This window comes from Kitasatospora sp. NPDC001159 (assembly GCF_053598235.1).
In genome coordinates this window covers 1-14356 of record NZ_JBSFJV010000008.1, presented here as the reverse complement: position 1 = coordinate 14356, position 14356 = coordinate 1, and the positions used below count along the sequence as shown (strand labels likewise).

The window sequence follows — 14356 nt, the reverse complement described above, 5'->3', positions numbered from 1 at the left end:
GCGGGACCGTGGCAGCCGGCCCCGCAATGCCGTGGGTGTCCCGGACGGCGACGCGGCGGCGGCGCGTCGTCATGCTGTCGTGCGGGCGGTCCCGGCTGCCGGATTCGGCGGCGGCCCGGCTGGTGAAGGCGACCAAGATGTCGGCGGCGGTCGCGCCGTGGGCTCCGAACTGCGGTCCCAGGACGAGCGGTTCGCAGCGGCCGGTGGAGGCGTTGGGGTCGCCGACCACGCCGTACGCGGGGAAGCCGGCCTTGAGGACGAGCTGCGGCTTGGCGCCGAAGTGGTCCGGGCGCCACAGCACGAGGCCGGCGAGCTTGCCGATCTCGATCGAGCCGACCTCGTGGGAAAGGCCGTGCGCGATGGCCGGGTTGATGGTCAGCTTGGCGATGTAGCGCAGCACCCGCCGGTTGTCGTCGTCCGGCCCGTCACCCTCCAGCGGCCCGAGTTCGGTCTTCATCTTCCCCGCCATGGCGAAGGTGCGGCCGCCGGCCCGGCCCGTGCCCTGGGCGTCGGAGCAGGTGATGCCGATGGCGCCCAGGTCGTGGAGGACGTCCTCGGCGCCCATGGTCCCGGCCCGGATGCGGTCGCGGGCCATCGTGGCGTCGCCAGCCAGGTCGGTCTTGAGGCCGTGGACGGAGACGATCACGCCGTAGTGTCGGCGATCGCGGCCCGGCCGAAGGGGAGGGTGGGGTTGGTGGCCCTCGGGGTGGCGGGGCGACGTCAGGAAGCGGGCTGGTCGTGGGTGGAGCAGTGGATGCCACCGCCGCCGGAGGCGATGGTGTCGATCTGCAGCGGGACGATCTCGCGGCCCGGGAACTGGTCCTTGAACACCTCCTGGGCGTGCCCGTCGGCCCGGGAGTCGCCGAACAGCGGCAGGTAGACGCCCTTGTTGCCGATGTAGAAGTTCATGTACGAGGAGACGAAGGCGGCGCCGCGGCCGGTGATCCGGTCCGGGTCCGGCTGGCTGATCTCAACGACCTTCAGCTTCTTGCCGGTCGCGTCGGTCGCCTCCGCCAGGACGGCCCGGGCCTGGTCGGCCGAGCGGGACCAGACGTCCGCCGGGGTGCCGGGGAAGGCGCGGTCCAGGAAGACGACGCCGGGCGCGGCGAACCGGGCCAGGCAGTCGACGTGGGCGTCGGTGATGTCCTTGCCCCTGACGCCAGCCAGCCAGATCACCTTGGTGACGCCGAGCGCCTGCTTGAGCTCGGCCTCGATCTGGTCGCGGTTGCGGCCCGGGTTGCGGTTGTCGTTGACCACCGAACTCTCGGTGACCAGCAGCGTCCCCTGGCCGTCGCTCTCGAAGGAGCCGCCCTCGGCGACCAGCTGGGTCGCGACCCGCTCGATGCCGTACTTGTCCAGCACGGCGCGGGCGATCCGGGCGTCGTTGCCGTGCTGCTGCTTGCCGCCCCAGCCGCTGAAGTTGAAGTCGACGCCCTTGACCTTGCCACCCTCCTCGACGAACACCGGCACGGTGTCGCGGGCCCACAGGTCGTCCACAGGGACGGAGAGCAGCTCGACGTCCTGGCCGCAGGCGTTACGGGCCGAGGCCTCCTGGCCGGGCCGGACCAGCATGACCAGCGGTTCGCGCCCGCCGACGGCCCGGGCCACGGTGGCGATGTCCTTCCGAACGGCCCCGAGCTGCTCGCCCCAGACGCTCTCGGAGGCCGGCCAGGCCATGAAGGTCCGCTCGTGCTTCTCCCACTCCCCGCCGAGCCTGCGCCCGCGGGCCGGGGCGGGCGTCGAGGGGTCCGCCGGCGCGGCCCCGGACGGCTGCTCGGCGGCACCGGAGGACGGGGCCGCCGGCTCGGTCGGGTCCTCGCCGGCGGCACAGGCAGTCACGCCGAGGGCGAGCACACCGGCACCGGCGAGGGAGCGCAGCACCGTGCGACGGGCGAGCGGGGACTGGGTCACGGTGATCTCCGGTGGGGCCGAGGGTGGATCGAGGTGCGGGCGCAGCGGACGGGTTCCGGGGAGCGGTCCGCGCGGGCGTCGGTCGACGGCCGACCGGTAGACCTCCACGGTCGGCAGCGCCGGATCTGAACTCTCGCATTGACTGAAAAATCAGTCAAGCTCTACGGTGAAGCCATGGTCAGGGGAGACGCGTGCGTGTGGCGGGATCACGGCAGCGGCTCGTGCATGGTCGAGCAGTGGATGCCGCCGCCCCCGGTCATCAGCCGGTCGACGTCGAGCTGCACCACCTCGCGGCCGGGGAAGGCCGAGGCGAGCGCGTCCCGCGCGGCGGCGTCCTTGTGGGCGTCGCCGAACTGGGCGGTGATGACCCCGCCGTTGACGAGGTGGAAGTTGAGGTAGGAGTCGACGAACGTGGAGCTGCGCGAGCGGACGGTGTCCGGGCCGTGCACGGGGATGACCTGCAGTCGGCGGCCGTGGGCGTCGGTGGCGGCGGACAGGATGGCGAACTGCTCGCGGGCGTCGCGCGCCCAGGAGTCGTTCCGGTCGGCGGGTGGCAGCTGCACCATCACCACGCCGGGCCGGACGAACCGGGAGGTGACGTCGACGTGGTCGTCGGTGATGTCCTGGCCCTTGATGCCGGGCAGCCAGATCATCTTCTCGGCGCCGTAGGCGTCCAGGACGGCGTCCTCGATCTCGTCCCGGCTCATGCCGCGGTTGCGGTTCTTGTTGACCAGGCTGCTCTCGGTGGCCATCACGGTGCCGTCGCCGTCGGTCTCGACGGCGCCGCCCTCGCCGACGAAGTCCGCGTAGGTGTGGCGCAGGCCCCGGTGGGCGGCGAGGCGCTCGGCGACCCGGGCGTCGTCGTGGTGGACCTGCTTGTTGCCCCAGCCGTTGAAGTTGAGGACCACGGCCTCCAGTCCGCCGTAGCCGTCCCGGCGGAACACCGGGGCGATGTCGCGCATCCACAGGTCGTCGGTGGGGATCGCGGTGATCACCTCGACGGTGGGGCCGCACCGCGTCCGGGCCTTGTCGGCGGTCCAGTCGTCGGGGGCGCACATGACCACCGGCTCGAACTCGGCGACGGTGCGGGCGATCAGGGCGATGTCCTCCTGGACGCCGCCCAGGCGCAGCCCCCAGACACCCCGGCGGGATGGCCAGGACATCCAGGTCCGCGCGTGCGGGACGCCGTCCGCGGGCACCCAGGGGTACGCCTCGGTGGAACGGTCATCGCGGTAGTGGCTCATGAGGGTCTCCAGACGGTGCGACGGTGCCGGGAGGGGTGCGCGGGGCCGTCAGGTCCGCTCTTCGCGCCGCACCGGCGCGAACGGGCCGGCGGCAGCACCCGACTTGCAGGCTCAGGCTGGCATTGACTGAAAAATCAGTCAAACTCATCGGCGTGCCATGACTCCTCCCGCAGGAAGGCCGTACGGAGCGTGACGATCCGCCCGGGTCGGAACCCGGTCAGGTGCCGAGCCGGGCCACCTCGGCGTCGATCGCGCCGACCATGAGCGTGCGGGCGTGCGCCAGCGGCAGGCTCCCGCTGAGCCAGCGCGTGCTCAGCCCCTCCAGCAGCGCGGTCAGCCGCTCGGCGGCGCCGGCCAGCGCGACGGCCGAGGACATCGGTCGCACGACGCCGAGCAGCTCGGCGATCTCCTGGACCCAGATCCGGGTGGCCCGCGCGAGGTCCTCCCGCAGGGTCTCGTCGAACACCGCGCTCGCCCGCAGCTCGCCCCAGGCGGTGCTGTTCTCCCGCACCTCGACCGTCTCCTGGAGCTCCAGCAGCAGCGTCTGCTCCAGCTCCTCGCGCGGGGTCAGCGGCGGTGCGTCCGCCGCGCGCTCGGTGGTGTAGCGCTCCGCCCGGTCATTGATGAACTCCAGCGTCTGCCGGAGGATCCCCGTGCGGTCCTTGAAGTGGTAGTAGATGAGCGCGGTGGACACGCCCGCCTCCGCGGCGAGTTCCTCCACCCGCAGCCCACGCACCCCGCGCCGGGCGATCACGCGCGCGGCTGCTTCCAAGATCGACGTTTTACGACTGGCCACGATCCACCACCTTACCCGGGCGCCCCGACCAAGATCGGGCCGCCCGTGTCGCCCGCCTGGGACCGGGCCCTGCTGCTCTCCTGACGGCTCAGCAGAGCAGCAGGCCCGTCACAGCCGCTCGGGGACGGGGTTGCCCACGGCCTCGACGGCCCGGCGCACCGGCACCTTCACCAGCACCGCGAAGCCGATCACGAAGAACACCAGCAGCGAGATGATCGCCGAGCGGTAGCTGCCGGTGACCTCGTACGCGAGGCCGAAGACCAGCGGGCCCATCCAGCTGGTGCCGCGGTCGCTGACCTTGTACAGGCTGAAGTACTCGGCCTCCCGGCCAGCCGGGATCAGGTGCGAGAACAGCGAACGGGAGAGCGCCTGGCTGCCGCCGAGCACCAGGCCGATCATGCAGGCCAGGGCGTAGAACCAGGCCGGCTGGTGGGCGGGCATGAAGTACCCGAGGGCCAGGGTGATCACCCAGCCGACCAGCGAGCCGAGGATGGTCTTCTTGGCGCCGTACCGCTGGGCGATCCGGCCGAGCAGCAGTGCGCCGCCGATCGCCACGATCTGGACCATCAGCACGGCGGTGACCAGCGAGGTCTGGGTCATGCCGAGTTCCTCGCTGCCGTACAGCGAGGCCTGCGAGACGACGGTCTGGATGCCGTCGTTGTAGCAGAGGAAGGCGGCGAGGTAGAGCAGCGTCAGCGGGTGCTTGCGCATGCCCTTCAGCGTGCGGCCGAGTTCGCGCAGGCTGCCGGCGGCGGGTCGGTCGGCCGCGGCGCGGCTGGGCGCGACCCCGGCCCGGGAGGGCAGCCGCAGCAGCGGGACGACGGTGAACAGCGCCCACCACAGGCCGGCCGAGGCCAGGCAGATCCGCACGGCGGTGCCGGAGGACAGCCCCAGCGCGTCGCAGTTCTGGAACAGCGCCAGGTTGGCGACCAGCAGCAGCCCGCCGCCCGCGTAGCCGTAGGCCCATCCCTTGGAGGAGACCTTGTCGCGCTCGTCGGGGGAGGCCAGGCCCGGCAGGTAGGCGTAGGAGAGCGCGACCGACACCGCGTACGAGATGTTGGCGACCACCAGCAGCGCGCCGCCGAGCAGGTAGCGGTCGCCGTCGAGGAGGAACATCCCCATCGTGGCGAGCGCGCCGACGTACGCGAAGCCGCACATCAGCTCCTTGTGCCGCCCGGTGCGGTCGGCGACCGTGCCGGTCAGCAGCATCACCGCGACCGAGATCAGCACGGAGAAGGAGACCGTGTAGGGGAAGAACGATCCTGCCCGGATCGACAGGCCGAGCGGGTGCACGTCGCCGGACGCGTCGGCGGCCTTCTTGGCCACCTCGGTCAGGTACGGCCCGAGGAACACCGTCAGGACGGTGGCGGAGAAGGCCGCGTTGGCCCAGTCGTTGATGTACCAGCCGACCTGCATCCGGCGTAGCGAGCGGCCGTCGTCGGCGCTCGCCGGGGGGTCCGCGACGAGGTCCTGCAGGTGGTCCGTGCTGCTCATACGGCTCCTATCGCCGTGCTGGAGCCGGTGCTGCCGTCCGTCCAGCAGCCGCGCTCGCTGAGGACGTCCCGAAGAACGTCGATGCGATCGGCCATGATGCCATCCACACCGAGGTCCAGGAGAGCCCTGATCCGTGTGGGATCGTCCACAGTCCAGACGTGAACCTGCAGGCCGAGCCGGTGCGCGGTCCGGACGAAGGCCCGGTCGACCACCCGCACGCCCTGGTGCCGCTCCGGCACCTGCGCGCACATCCCTGCGTACGGTGCCCCGCGCCCGCCCAACAGCGCCCCGGGCAGCACCAGCTCGCCCACCGAGCGCAGCCGCAGCCGCGCCACCTCGCGCGGCCCGAGCGAGGTGGCAAGCCGGGGCCCGGCGGCGGCCCGGACGGCGGCCAGGCGGCTGTCGGAGAAGCCGCCGACGCAGACCCGGTCCCAGGCGTCGGTCCGGCGGATCGCCTCGACCAGCGGCCCGACGGCCGGTGCCGCCTTGACGTCGATGTTGAACCGCGCCCCCGGGAACGCCCCGAGCAGGTCCTCCAGCAGCGGCACCGGCTCGGTCCCGCGGATCCGGGCCCGCCTGACGCTCTCCCAGGGCAGCTCCGCCACCGCCCCGCTCCGGTCGGTGACCCGGTCGAGCCGGGAGTCGTGGAAGGCCACCAGCACTCCGTCGGCGGTGGCGTGCACATCCGTTTCGAGGTACCGGTACCCGAGCGCCACGGCCGCCTCGAACGCGGCGAGCGAGTTCTCGGGATGCCCGAGTTCACCACCCCGGTGCGCGAAGGCGAGTGGCCCCGGATGGTCGAGGAAGGGGTGGGGGTGCATGTGCTGCTCCGAGCTGCGTGGACAGAAGCGGGCGCCGCCCGTTCCGCCGCCGTCCCGGACCCGCTCGCGTTACAGTATTACGCACCCTGTCAAGCAGTAACGATCAATGCCCCACCCTCCCGGGGGGCACTGGTGCGGGGCGCTCAGCGGTGGGTGATGAGCACGTCGTTCGGGCGGCCCAGCGAGCTGCCGTCGCGCAGGATCACCTCGTCGGTGAGCTTCGGCACGGTGACCGGCGAGGGCGGCAGCGGAGCCGCCGGGGGAGTGGGCCGGGGCGCAGGCGGCAGGGTGATCTGGCTGCCGAAAGCGGGCGGCTTGGGCATGACGGCGCCGGTGCCCGATAGGTCGACCAGGTCCGCGAGGCCGCCGTCGTCGTCCACCCGCGGCACGCCCAGCGGCGGCAGGCCGAGCAGCTGGATGGCGGTCTTGGGCAGGCTGACGTGGGAGCACCAGCGCGAGTCGATGCCCGGGCGGACCCGGCCGCCGAACATCAGCAGCCCATTGACGCACGCTCATCCGCCGCGGCACCGGCTCGCGGGCCGTCACTCACCGCAACGGCCCAAGCCGCTCCCCGCAGCGCCGCGCCGGCGGCCGCCGACGGCGGCCTGCCGACTCGGCGAGTGGCACTGCGGCGGATCGGCTAGGCGCCCAGCACCTGCACCCGGGTGTCCGTGGGGAAGCCGGCGATCGGGCCGGCCTGTCGGGCGAACTCGGTGATGGCGGCGAACTGGTCCCCGGCCAGCCGGAAGTCGAGGGTCTTGAAGTAGCGCTCCAGCGAGGCCGCGTCGAACGGTTCCCAGCACGCGGCCTGTTCGGCGATCCCGGGGAGGTGCTCCAGGGAGAGGTCGCGGGCGGCGAGCAGGGAGCGGTGCACCCGGTGGACCAGTTCGGGGTGGCGGGCCAGGTAGTCACGGCGGACGGCCCAGACCGCGAAGACGAACGGCAGCCCGGTCCAGTCCTTCCACATCTGCCCGAGGTCGTGGACGTGCAGGCCCAGCTGCTCGGCCTGGTACAGCGACGCCGTCAGTGCGACGTCCCCGATGACCACGGCCGCGTCCGCCTCCCGCATCATCGCTTCCAGGTCGGGCTGCCGGACCTCGTACCGCGGCGTGACCCGGTACTGCTCGGTCAGTAGCAGTCTGGCCAGGCACACCGACGTCCTGGACGTGGAGCCGAGTGCCACCCGGGCGCCGTCCAGCTGGTCCAGCGGCAGCCGGGAGACGATCGAGCAGGACATCACCGGGCCGTCGCAGCCCACCGCCAGCCCGGGCAGCACCACCAACTGGTCGGCGTTGCGCAGGAACTCGACCAGGCTGATCGGCGAGATGTCGAGGTCCCCGCGGACCAGCCCGTCGTTCAGCTCGTCCGGGGTCCTTCTGGTCAGTTCGACGTCCAGCAGGGCACTGGTCCGGGCCAGCCCCCAGTACACGGGCAGTGAGTTGAGGAACCGGATGTGTCCGACCCGGGGGCGACGGACGGCGGTGCTTGGTGTTGTCTCCACAATCGGAGAGTAGCCCGGTGCCACCCGGACGACGTCGAGGGGGCCACTCGAACGAGTGGCCCCCTCGACCGCTTCCCACCAGTGGTGCTGATGTTCGCTCAGATGAACGGGGTGTCGGGCATGCCGCCCAGCAGGAGCTGGCCCGACCAGTCGAGGATCAGGTCCTGCCCGACCACGTGCTGGCAGATCGTGGTCAGATCGCGCAGCCGCCGGTCGAGCGGGGTGCGGTGGCTGTAGATCGAGTCGCCGCCGACCAGGTCGTACAGGTCGTTCGCGATGTCGCGCGCCGTCCGGAACGCGTTGTACCTGGCCAGGGCCGCCATCGCGCGTTCCTGGGGCCTCACCGGCTCGTTCACCGCCAGCCTGGCCCAGACGTCTTCGACCGAGGAGTAGACGAGGGTGCGGGCCGCGGCGAGGTTCAGCTCGCAGCGGGCCACCGTGCGCCGGGCGCGCGGCGAGTCCCGCCAGCCGGTGCCGCTGGCCCGGTCCACCCGCTGCTCGGCGATCTCGTGGACGAAGTCCAGCGTCGCGCGCGCCGCGCCCAGCGGGACACCGGCCATCTTCCGCAGGATCGCGTCGGGGTGACGGTTGATCGGGCGGTCGGCCCGCGGCTCGTCGAAGGTGAAGGTGTGCTCCTCCGGTACGAAGACGCCCTCGGCCCGGTAGTCGCAGCTGCCGCTGCCGGCGAGGCCGGTGGTGTACCAGTTGTCGATGATCTCCACCTGGTCGCGCGGGAGCAGCACCACCCGCCACACCGGGCGGCCGCGCTCGTCCTTGACCTGCTCGCCGTCGCGGAAGACCAGACAGCCGCCCGCGATCACGTCGGCGTGGGTGCAGCCGCTGCCGAACCGCCAGGTGCCCTCCAGCCGGTAGCCGCCGTCGACGATGTGGGCCCGGGCGCCCGGACGGACCTGTCCGGCGGTGACCAGGTCCAGGCTCGGGTACAGCCGGCGGGCGGCGTCCGGCTCCAGGTATCCGGCGTAGATGCCCGAGTCCATCCCGATCATGACGCACCAGCCGACCGAGGTGTCGGCCCGGGACGCCTCCTCGATGATCGAGATCTGTTCCATCGAGGTGAGGTCGCTGCCGCCCCACTCCGCGGGCATCGCCGCCCGGAACACGCCGGCGGTGCGCAGCGACTCGACCAGGTCCTCGGGCAGCCGGCGCAGCTGCTCGATCTCCTCCGACCGCTTGGCGATGAGCGGGGAGAGCCGGCGGACCTCGCCCAGGATCTCCTCGTAACCGAGGTGGCCCTGCGTGGCGTCAGGCATCGGCCAGCTCCTTGCGCTCTTCCTCGGACCGGGCGGCGTCGACGAGCTCACCGGAGCGGATCAGACCCAGGACCGCCTGGATGTCGGCGTCCATGCGGCGGTCGGCGTCGACGAACGGGGCGACGGTGCGGACGAGGTCGTGGACGGTGCGGCTGCGGGTGGCGAGCTGCTCGGCGCCGCGGATCTCGACCGCCTGGCAGGCGGCGAGCAGGTGGATGGCGGCGACCTCCTGGACCAGGTCGACGATCGTGCGCGCGTCCCGCGCGGCGATCGGGGACATGCTGACCTTGTCCTGGTTGTGGGCCTCGGTGGAGCGCGAGAAGACGCTGACCGGGTTGGTGTTCTTCAGCGCCTCCGCGGTGATGGCGGAGCAGGCCAGCTGCATGCCCTTGAAGCCGTGGTGCAGACCGGCGGCCCACTCGTCGGCCTGCACGGGGGCGATCAGGTTGGGGGTCAGGCCGTTGTTGAACTTCTCGTCGACGAGGAGTTCGAGCTGACGGTCGAGGAGGTCGGCGACGTTGGCGACGGCCACCTTGAGCGCGTCCATGGCCTGGACGACGTGGCCGCCGTAGAAGTTGCCGCCGCTGTGGACGGTGGCGCCGGTGACGTCGAACAGGGGGTTGTCGTTGGAGGAGTTGATCTCGATCTCGATCCAGCGACGGGCCCAGTCGATGGTGTCCCGCAGGACGCCGATGACGTGGGGGGCGCAGCGGATGGAGTAGCGGTCCTGGATGGTGCGGTTCAGTCGCTGGTAGCCGCGGTCCTCCAGGGCGTCGCTGAGGCCCAGGACCTGGCTGTGCTCCAGGGCGAGGCCGGAGTCGGCGAGGATCTCGGCGATGCGGCGGGCGCTGGTGATCTGCCCGGGGTGCGGCTTCTCCTCGTGGATGAAGGCGTTGAAGTGGCTGCGGTTGCCGTGCAGGCCCTCACTGGCCAGGGCGGTGCACGCCTCGGCGAGGACGGCGAGTTCCTCGGCGCGGGCGATGGCCAGGGCGGCGTACGCGGAGGAGAAGGAGGTGCCGTTGATCAGCGCGAGGCCGTCCTTGGCCTCCGGCACGATCGGGTCGAGGCCGAGTTCGGCGAGGACCTCGGCGGCGGGGCGGACGACGCCCCGGTGCAGCAGCTCACCCTCGCCGATGAGCGGCGCGGCGACGTAGCACATGGGGACGAGGTCGCCGCTGGCGCCGACGGAGCCGCGCTCCGGAATGACCGGGAGGGCGTCGTGGCGCAGGAGGTCGAGCAGGCGGTCGACGATGGCGGGGTTGACGGCGGAGTTGCCGCGGGCCAGGCAGTTGGCCCGGATCAGCAGGGTGGCCCGGGCGACCTCGGGCGTGGCGGCGGGGCCGGTGCCGTTGAGGTGGTAGCGGATCATGTTGCGCTGCAGTTCGGCCGCCTTGTCCGGGGAGATCTGGCGGTTGGCGCTGTCCCCGAAGCCGGTGGTGACCCCGTAGATGGGCTGCTGGGTGGCGATCAGGTCGAGCTTGAGGCTGCGGGACTCCCGCAGGCGCACGGCGGCGGCCTCGGACAGCCCGACCTCCCCCTCGCCCCGGGATATCCGTACGACCTCGGCGATCGTCAGGCTCCGTCCGTCGAGCACGGCACGTTCCGTCATCGGTGATGTCTCTTTCGTGAGCGTGAGGGATTTGTGTTTCAGGGGGCGGGGGAGAGCGCGCGCCGACCGCCGCTCAGGTGACGGCGGCCTACTTGAAGGCGACGAGCATGCCCTCGGGCCCGGCCAGGTGCTCGGCCCGGACGTCCCGGAACCCGGCCTCGGCCAGCCAGGCCCGGCCGTCGGCGGCGGTGAAGTCGAAGCCGCCGGGGGTCTCGATGAGCATGTTCAGGCTCTGCAGCAGACCGAAGGTGTTCACCCTGCGCCCGTCGTCGATCAGCGCCTCCAGCAGCACGACCGCACCGCCCTCGGGAAGCGCCTCATGGGCCTTGCGGAGCAGCGTCAGCTTGGTCTCCGTGTCCCAGTCGTGGAGGATGTGCGCGAACACCAGCACGTCGGCGGTCGGCAGCGGGTCGACGAAGAAGTCCAGCGGCTCGAAGGCCAGCCGGTCCGACAGTCCGAGGTCCGCGACGTACTCCTCGAAGCCGGCCCGCACGGCGGGCAGGTCGTGGCCGGTGCCGCGCAGGTGCGGATGGCGCAGCGCCACCTGGCCCAGCAGGGCGCCCTCGGAACAGCCCAGGTCGGCCACGGTGCGGTACCGTTCCCAGGGGAACTTCCGCGCCAGTTCGCGGACGGCCTCCAGGGAGAGCGCGGACATGGCGCGCTGGAACGCCCGCAGCCGGGCCGGATCGGCGTAGATGGCCGAGAACGGGTCGCCGCCGGTGCGGGCCTCGTTCTGCGGCTGACCGGTGCGCAGGGCCTCGGTGAGGTTCCCCCAGAACTGGTAGAGACGGGTGCTGCGCATCTCCATGACGCCGCCGAGATAGCCCGGCTTCGCCCGGTCGAGCACCTGGTCGGCCACCGGGGTGTTGGTGTAGCGGCCCTCGTCGTCCCGGTCGAGCAGACCGAGCGACACCAGGGCGTCGAGGAAGTCCGCGGCGGAGCGCTCGTGGAGACCGAGCCGGGTCCGCAGCTGCTCCCCGGCCAGGGGGCCCTTCGCCAGTTCGGTGAACACGCCCAGCTCGACCGCGCTCAGCATGGTCTTGGAGGCGCGGAACGCGGAGCTCAGCTCCACCACGTCCGCCACGGAGGAGATCCGGGTGCGTCGTTCGCGCCAGGCCGTCGGGAGATAGGGGTGATCATGGCCGAGGTCGACCGACTCGGTGCTCATGCCTCTCGATTCGTCGATGATCGCTGTTGCCGGAGCGAGCTTCGTCGGAAGGCGTGAGCGGGTCCAGGGGCGTGTCAGGTTGCTGCCGTCTTCCCGTCGACCGGCTTGCAGACGGATGCCGGGTGTGCGAGTGCCGACACGAACTGTCGCCACCCTGACAGCAGTTGGTCGCCCGAGCGCAGATCGGTTGCGCTACCCCGTCAGTAGGGTGGGGTCGGCTGCTGGTTGGTGGGGGCGGTGCCGGCGGGTGGGGGCGACCAGAGGTTGGGGCCGTGGCGCAGTTGCCAGGTGGCGGTGGGGTGTTGCTCCCGTTGCCAGTACCAGTGGTCGGGTCCGGGGGAGGCGTCGGGACCGGGGAGCGGGGCGACGACGCGCAGGGCGGGCGTGGGCGGGGTGTCCGGGTCGGTGGGCGGGGAGCGCCACAGGACGTCGTGCAGGTGGTCGGGGTGGGCGTGGAGCACCGTCACCCCGTAGGTGTGGAGGGTCTCCCGGAGTCGGGTGACGTCGTGGCAGAGGACCTGGGCGGCCCCGAGGGCGAGGGGCCCGGAGACGGCTTCGGGGTGACGGACCAGCCAGTCGAGGTCGGTCGCACACCAGTAGACGTCGGCAGGTCCGCGGAGGCCGAGGCGGAGGGCGGCAGCGCGTTCCCCGGGGGCCGGGGGGAGGTGGGCGGGCCGGGGCGCCGTCGCGGCGAGGGCACGGTGCCACCACTGACGGCCGTCTCGCGGGTGGACGGGGTCGCCGGCCGTGCGGACCACCAGTACCGGCGGGGCGGTGGGTGCGGCGGTTCGGCTCGCGTCGGGCGCTCGGGTGTCGGTGGTCACCAGGAGGCGGACCCGCCGGAGGCGCCGTGCGCTGAGTTCGTCGGCCGGGTGGCGGGCCAGGGTCGTCCACGGGGCGGGGGTGGTGGCGACGGCGCCGATCCGGGTGCAGGCCAGCAGCGCGACCACCGCTTCGGGGAGCAGCGGCAGGTGCAGGGCGACCCGGTCTCCCGGGCGCACCCCGAGCCGGCACAGCACAGCACCGGCCCGGTCGACCCGGTCCGCCAGTTCCCGGTGGGTGACGGCCCGTCCGGCGCCGGTGGCATCGACGGCGTACAGCGCCACCGGGTCGTCCGGGGCGGTCGGCAGCGGCGGTCGGGCTGCGGTGCTGGTCGAGGGCATGACGGGCTCCGGTCTCTCGGAGAGGTCGTGGACGGGGCGGTCAGGTGCCGGTCGGAGCGCTCAGACCCTGCGGACGCCAGCGCGCGGCGGGCGAGGAGCAGTCGCCCGCCAGCACAGGCGCGTCCGCGCCGTGGTCGAGCAGGCAGCGGGTGCCGTCCTGCGTCCTGATCAGCAGGCAGTCGGCGGTGACGGAGCCGTCCACCGCGGCGGCGCTCGGGTCCTGCCGACGGTCCGTGAGCTGCCAACGTTGGGCGGAGGCATCGGCGGTGCCCGCGGGGCCGTCGTCCCGGACGTCCACGGTACCGGTGGGCTCCGCGGTGGCCAGCCGGGGGACGGGCGCGCCGCCGGACAGCAGCGATTGCAGGGCCAGGCCGCCGTCCGGCTCGGTCCAGACGAGCCACTCCTCGGCGTCGGCGCCCGTGGGCGCCGTGGTCCCGACGACGGCGCCGTCCGGAACGTCGGACGGCGGGGCGTTCAGCACGGCGAGGCGCCGACCGGAGTCGCAGGAGGTCAGGGTGCCCAGGCCGCCGTAGGAGGGGGTGCGCGGGCCGTCCGGTTCGAACACCGGGGCGCCGGTCGGCGCGGTGGCCGGATCACCGAGGCCGCCCGGGAGCGGGTCGCGCGGCGTCGGCGTCCCCTGGTCCGTGGCGGTCCGGCCGTCCGGCGCGGCGGCCGGACGGGCTGTGGCGCCGTGACCGTCGGCGCACCCCGCGACCAGCAGCAGGCCCGGCAGGAGGACGGCGGCTGCGGCTGCCCGCCCGGTCCGTTCCGTGGTCGCCCTGCGCAGCGTCATCCGGTGTTCTCCTAGCGGTGCTGTTCCCTGTGCCCGGTCTCTGCGGGCGCGTAGCCCCGATGTCACGGGGCCTCAGCCTCCCGGCGGGGCCGCCCCTTCCGGGTCCCGTCCGCGGTCACGCTAGATGGCTCCGGGGCGGCGCCGGATGACGGTCGGTACCGAAGGATTTGGCCGGGTGGCGGTGTTTCGGTCGGCGGACCGGCAGGTCGGAGTGATGGTGGCCGCCGGATCCGTCGTCGGCCGGGGCGCCGAAAGGTTTCGCTCCGGGTACCGAGAGTTCTGCCCGATCCGGGCCGGAGCACTCCCGACGGCCCCGATGATCGTAGGGAGTCACCCGGGAGGTCGCCTCCCCGCAAGGAACGCGAGAACAGCATGAGGAGTGCGCGTTGAGCAACGAGAGCCTGGCCAACCTGCTCAAGGAGGAGCGGCGTTTCGCCCCGCCGGCAGAGCTGGCCACAGCCGCCAACGTGACCGCGGCCGCTTACACGCAGGCCTCCGAGGACCGTCTGGGTTTCTGGGCCGAGCAGGCCCGCCGGCTGAGCTGGGCGGTCGAGCCCACCGAGACGCTCGACTGGTCCAACCCGC

At 72.6% G+C, this 14356-nt stretch carries 13 protein-coding genes and 1 pseudogene; 1 reads left to right on the top strand and 13 read right to left on the bottom strand.

The genetic code is table 11. From position 1 onward, the window contains the following. Positions 1-13: 13 nt before the first annotated feature. From ACWC9T_RS06455 to ACWC9T_RS06395, 13 genes and pseudogenes are all read right to left on the bottom strand, one after another. Positions 14-699: pseudogene (locus tag ACWC9T_RS06455) on the bottom strand (amidohydrolase family protein); the annotation flags it as partial. 21 nt (positions 700-720) lie between these two features. Then, a complete protein-coding gene (locus ACWC9T_RS06450; protein ID WP_449819921.1) occupies positions 721-1911 on the bottom strand; it encodes an agmatine deiminase family protein in 1191 nt (396 codons plus the stop codon). Between the two features lie 206 nt (positions 1912-2117). Next, on the bottom strand, positions 2118-3155 hold the full coding sequence (locus ACWC9T_RS06445) for an agmatine deiminase family protein (RefSeq protein WP_449819920.1): 1038 nt from the start codon (positions 3153-3155) through the stop codon (positions 2118-2120). Positions 3156-3372: 217 nt separating this feature from the next. Next, positions 3373-3951, bottom strand: a complete 579-nt coding sequence (locus tag ACWC9T_RS06440) for a TetR/AcrR family transcriptional regulator (RefSeq protein ID WP_449819919.1) — start codon at positions 3949-3951, stop codon at positions 3373-3375. 108 nt (positions 3952-4059) lie between these two features. Beyond that, the gene (locus ACWC9T_RS06435) at positions 4060-5445 is read right to left on the bottom strand and encodes an MFS transporter (RefSeq protein WP_449819918.1); all 1386 of its coding nucleotides are present in this window, start codon (positions 5443-5445) and stop codon (positions 4060-4062) included. Beyond that, positions 5442-6266, bottom strand: coding sequence for a glycerophosphodiester phosphodiesterase (locus tag ACWC9T_RS06430; protein ID WP_449819917.1), 825 nt, complete (start codon positions 6264-6266; stop codon positions 5442-5444). The genes ACWC9T_RS06435 and ACWC9T_RS06430 overlap by 4 nt, the downstream gene beginning before the upstream one ends. Positions 6267-6409: 143 nt before the next feature. Beyond that, positions 6410-6757 carry a hypothetical protein gene (locus tag ACWC9T_RS06425; RefSeq protein ID WP_449819916.1) on the bottom strand — a complete coding sequence of 116 codons (348 nt, stop codon included), beginning with the start codon at positions 6755-6757 and terminating at the stop codon, positions 6410-6412. A gap of 149 nt (positions 6758-6906) precedes the next feature. Next, complete coding sequence (locus ACWC9T_RS06420) at positions 6907-7767, bottom strand: menaquinone biosynthetic enzyme MqnA/MqnD family protein (RefSeq protein WP_449819915.1); 861 nt, start codon at positions 7765-7767, stop codon at positions 6907-6909. A gap of 98 nt (positions 7768-7865) precedes the next feature. Continuing rightward, positions 7866-9038: an acyl-CoA dehydrogenase family protein gene (locus tag ACWC9T_RS06415; RefSeq protein WP_449819914.1), complete on the bottom strand. Its 1173-nt coding sequence runs from the start codon at positions 9036-9038 to the stop codon at positions 7866-7868. After that, positions 9031-10647, bottom strand: a complete 1617-nt coding sequence (locus ACWC9T_RS06410; protein ID WP_449819913.1) for an HAL/PAL/TAL family ammonia-lyase — start codon at positions 10645-10647, stop codon at positions 9031-9033. Before ACWC9T_RS06410 ends, ACWC9T_RS06415 begins: the two co-directional genes overlap by 8 nt. An 88-nt stretch (positions 10648-10735) precedes the next feature. Next, entirely contained in the window at positions 10736-11815 is a 1080-nt protein-coding gene (locus tag ACWC9T_RS06405) for a methyltransferase (RefSeq protein WP_449819912.1), read from the bottom strand. A 200-nt stretch (positions 11816-12015) separates the two neighbouring features. Then, positions 12016-12978, bottom strand: a complete 963-nt coding sequence (locus ACWC9T_RS06400; RefSeq protein WP_449819911.1) for an AMP-binding protein — start codon at positions 12976-12978, stop codon at positions 12016-12018. Between the two features lie 40 nt (positions 12979-13018). Further along, on the bottom strand, positions 13019-13771 hold the full coding sequence (locus ACWC9T_RS06395) for an RICIN domain-containing protein (protein WP_449819910.1): 753 nt from the start codon (positions 13769-13771) through the stop codon (positions 13019-13021). Between the two features lie 386 nt (positions 13772-14157). On the opposite strand from ACWC9T_RS06395, the gene ACWC9T_RS06390 reads away from it, so the two are divergent. Beyond that, on the top strand, positions 14158-14356 hold a 199-nt coding region (locus ACWC9T_RS06390; RefSeq protein ID WP_449819909.1), incomplete at its 3' end, for an acetyl-coenzyme A synthetase N-terminal domain-containing protein.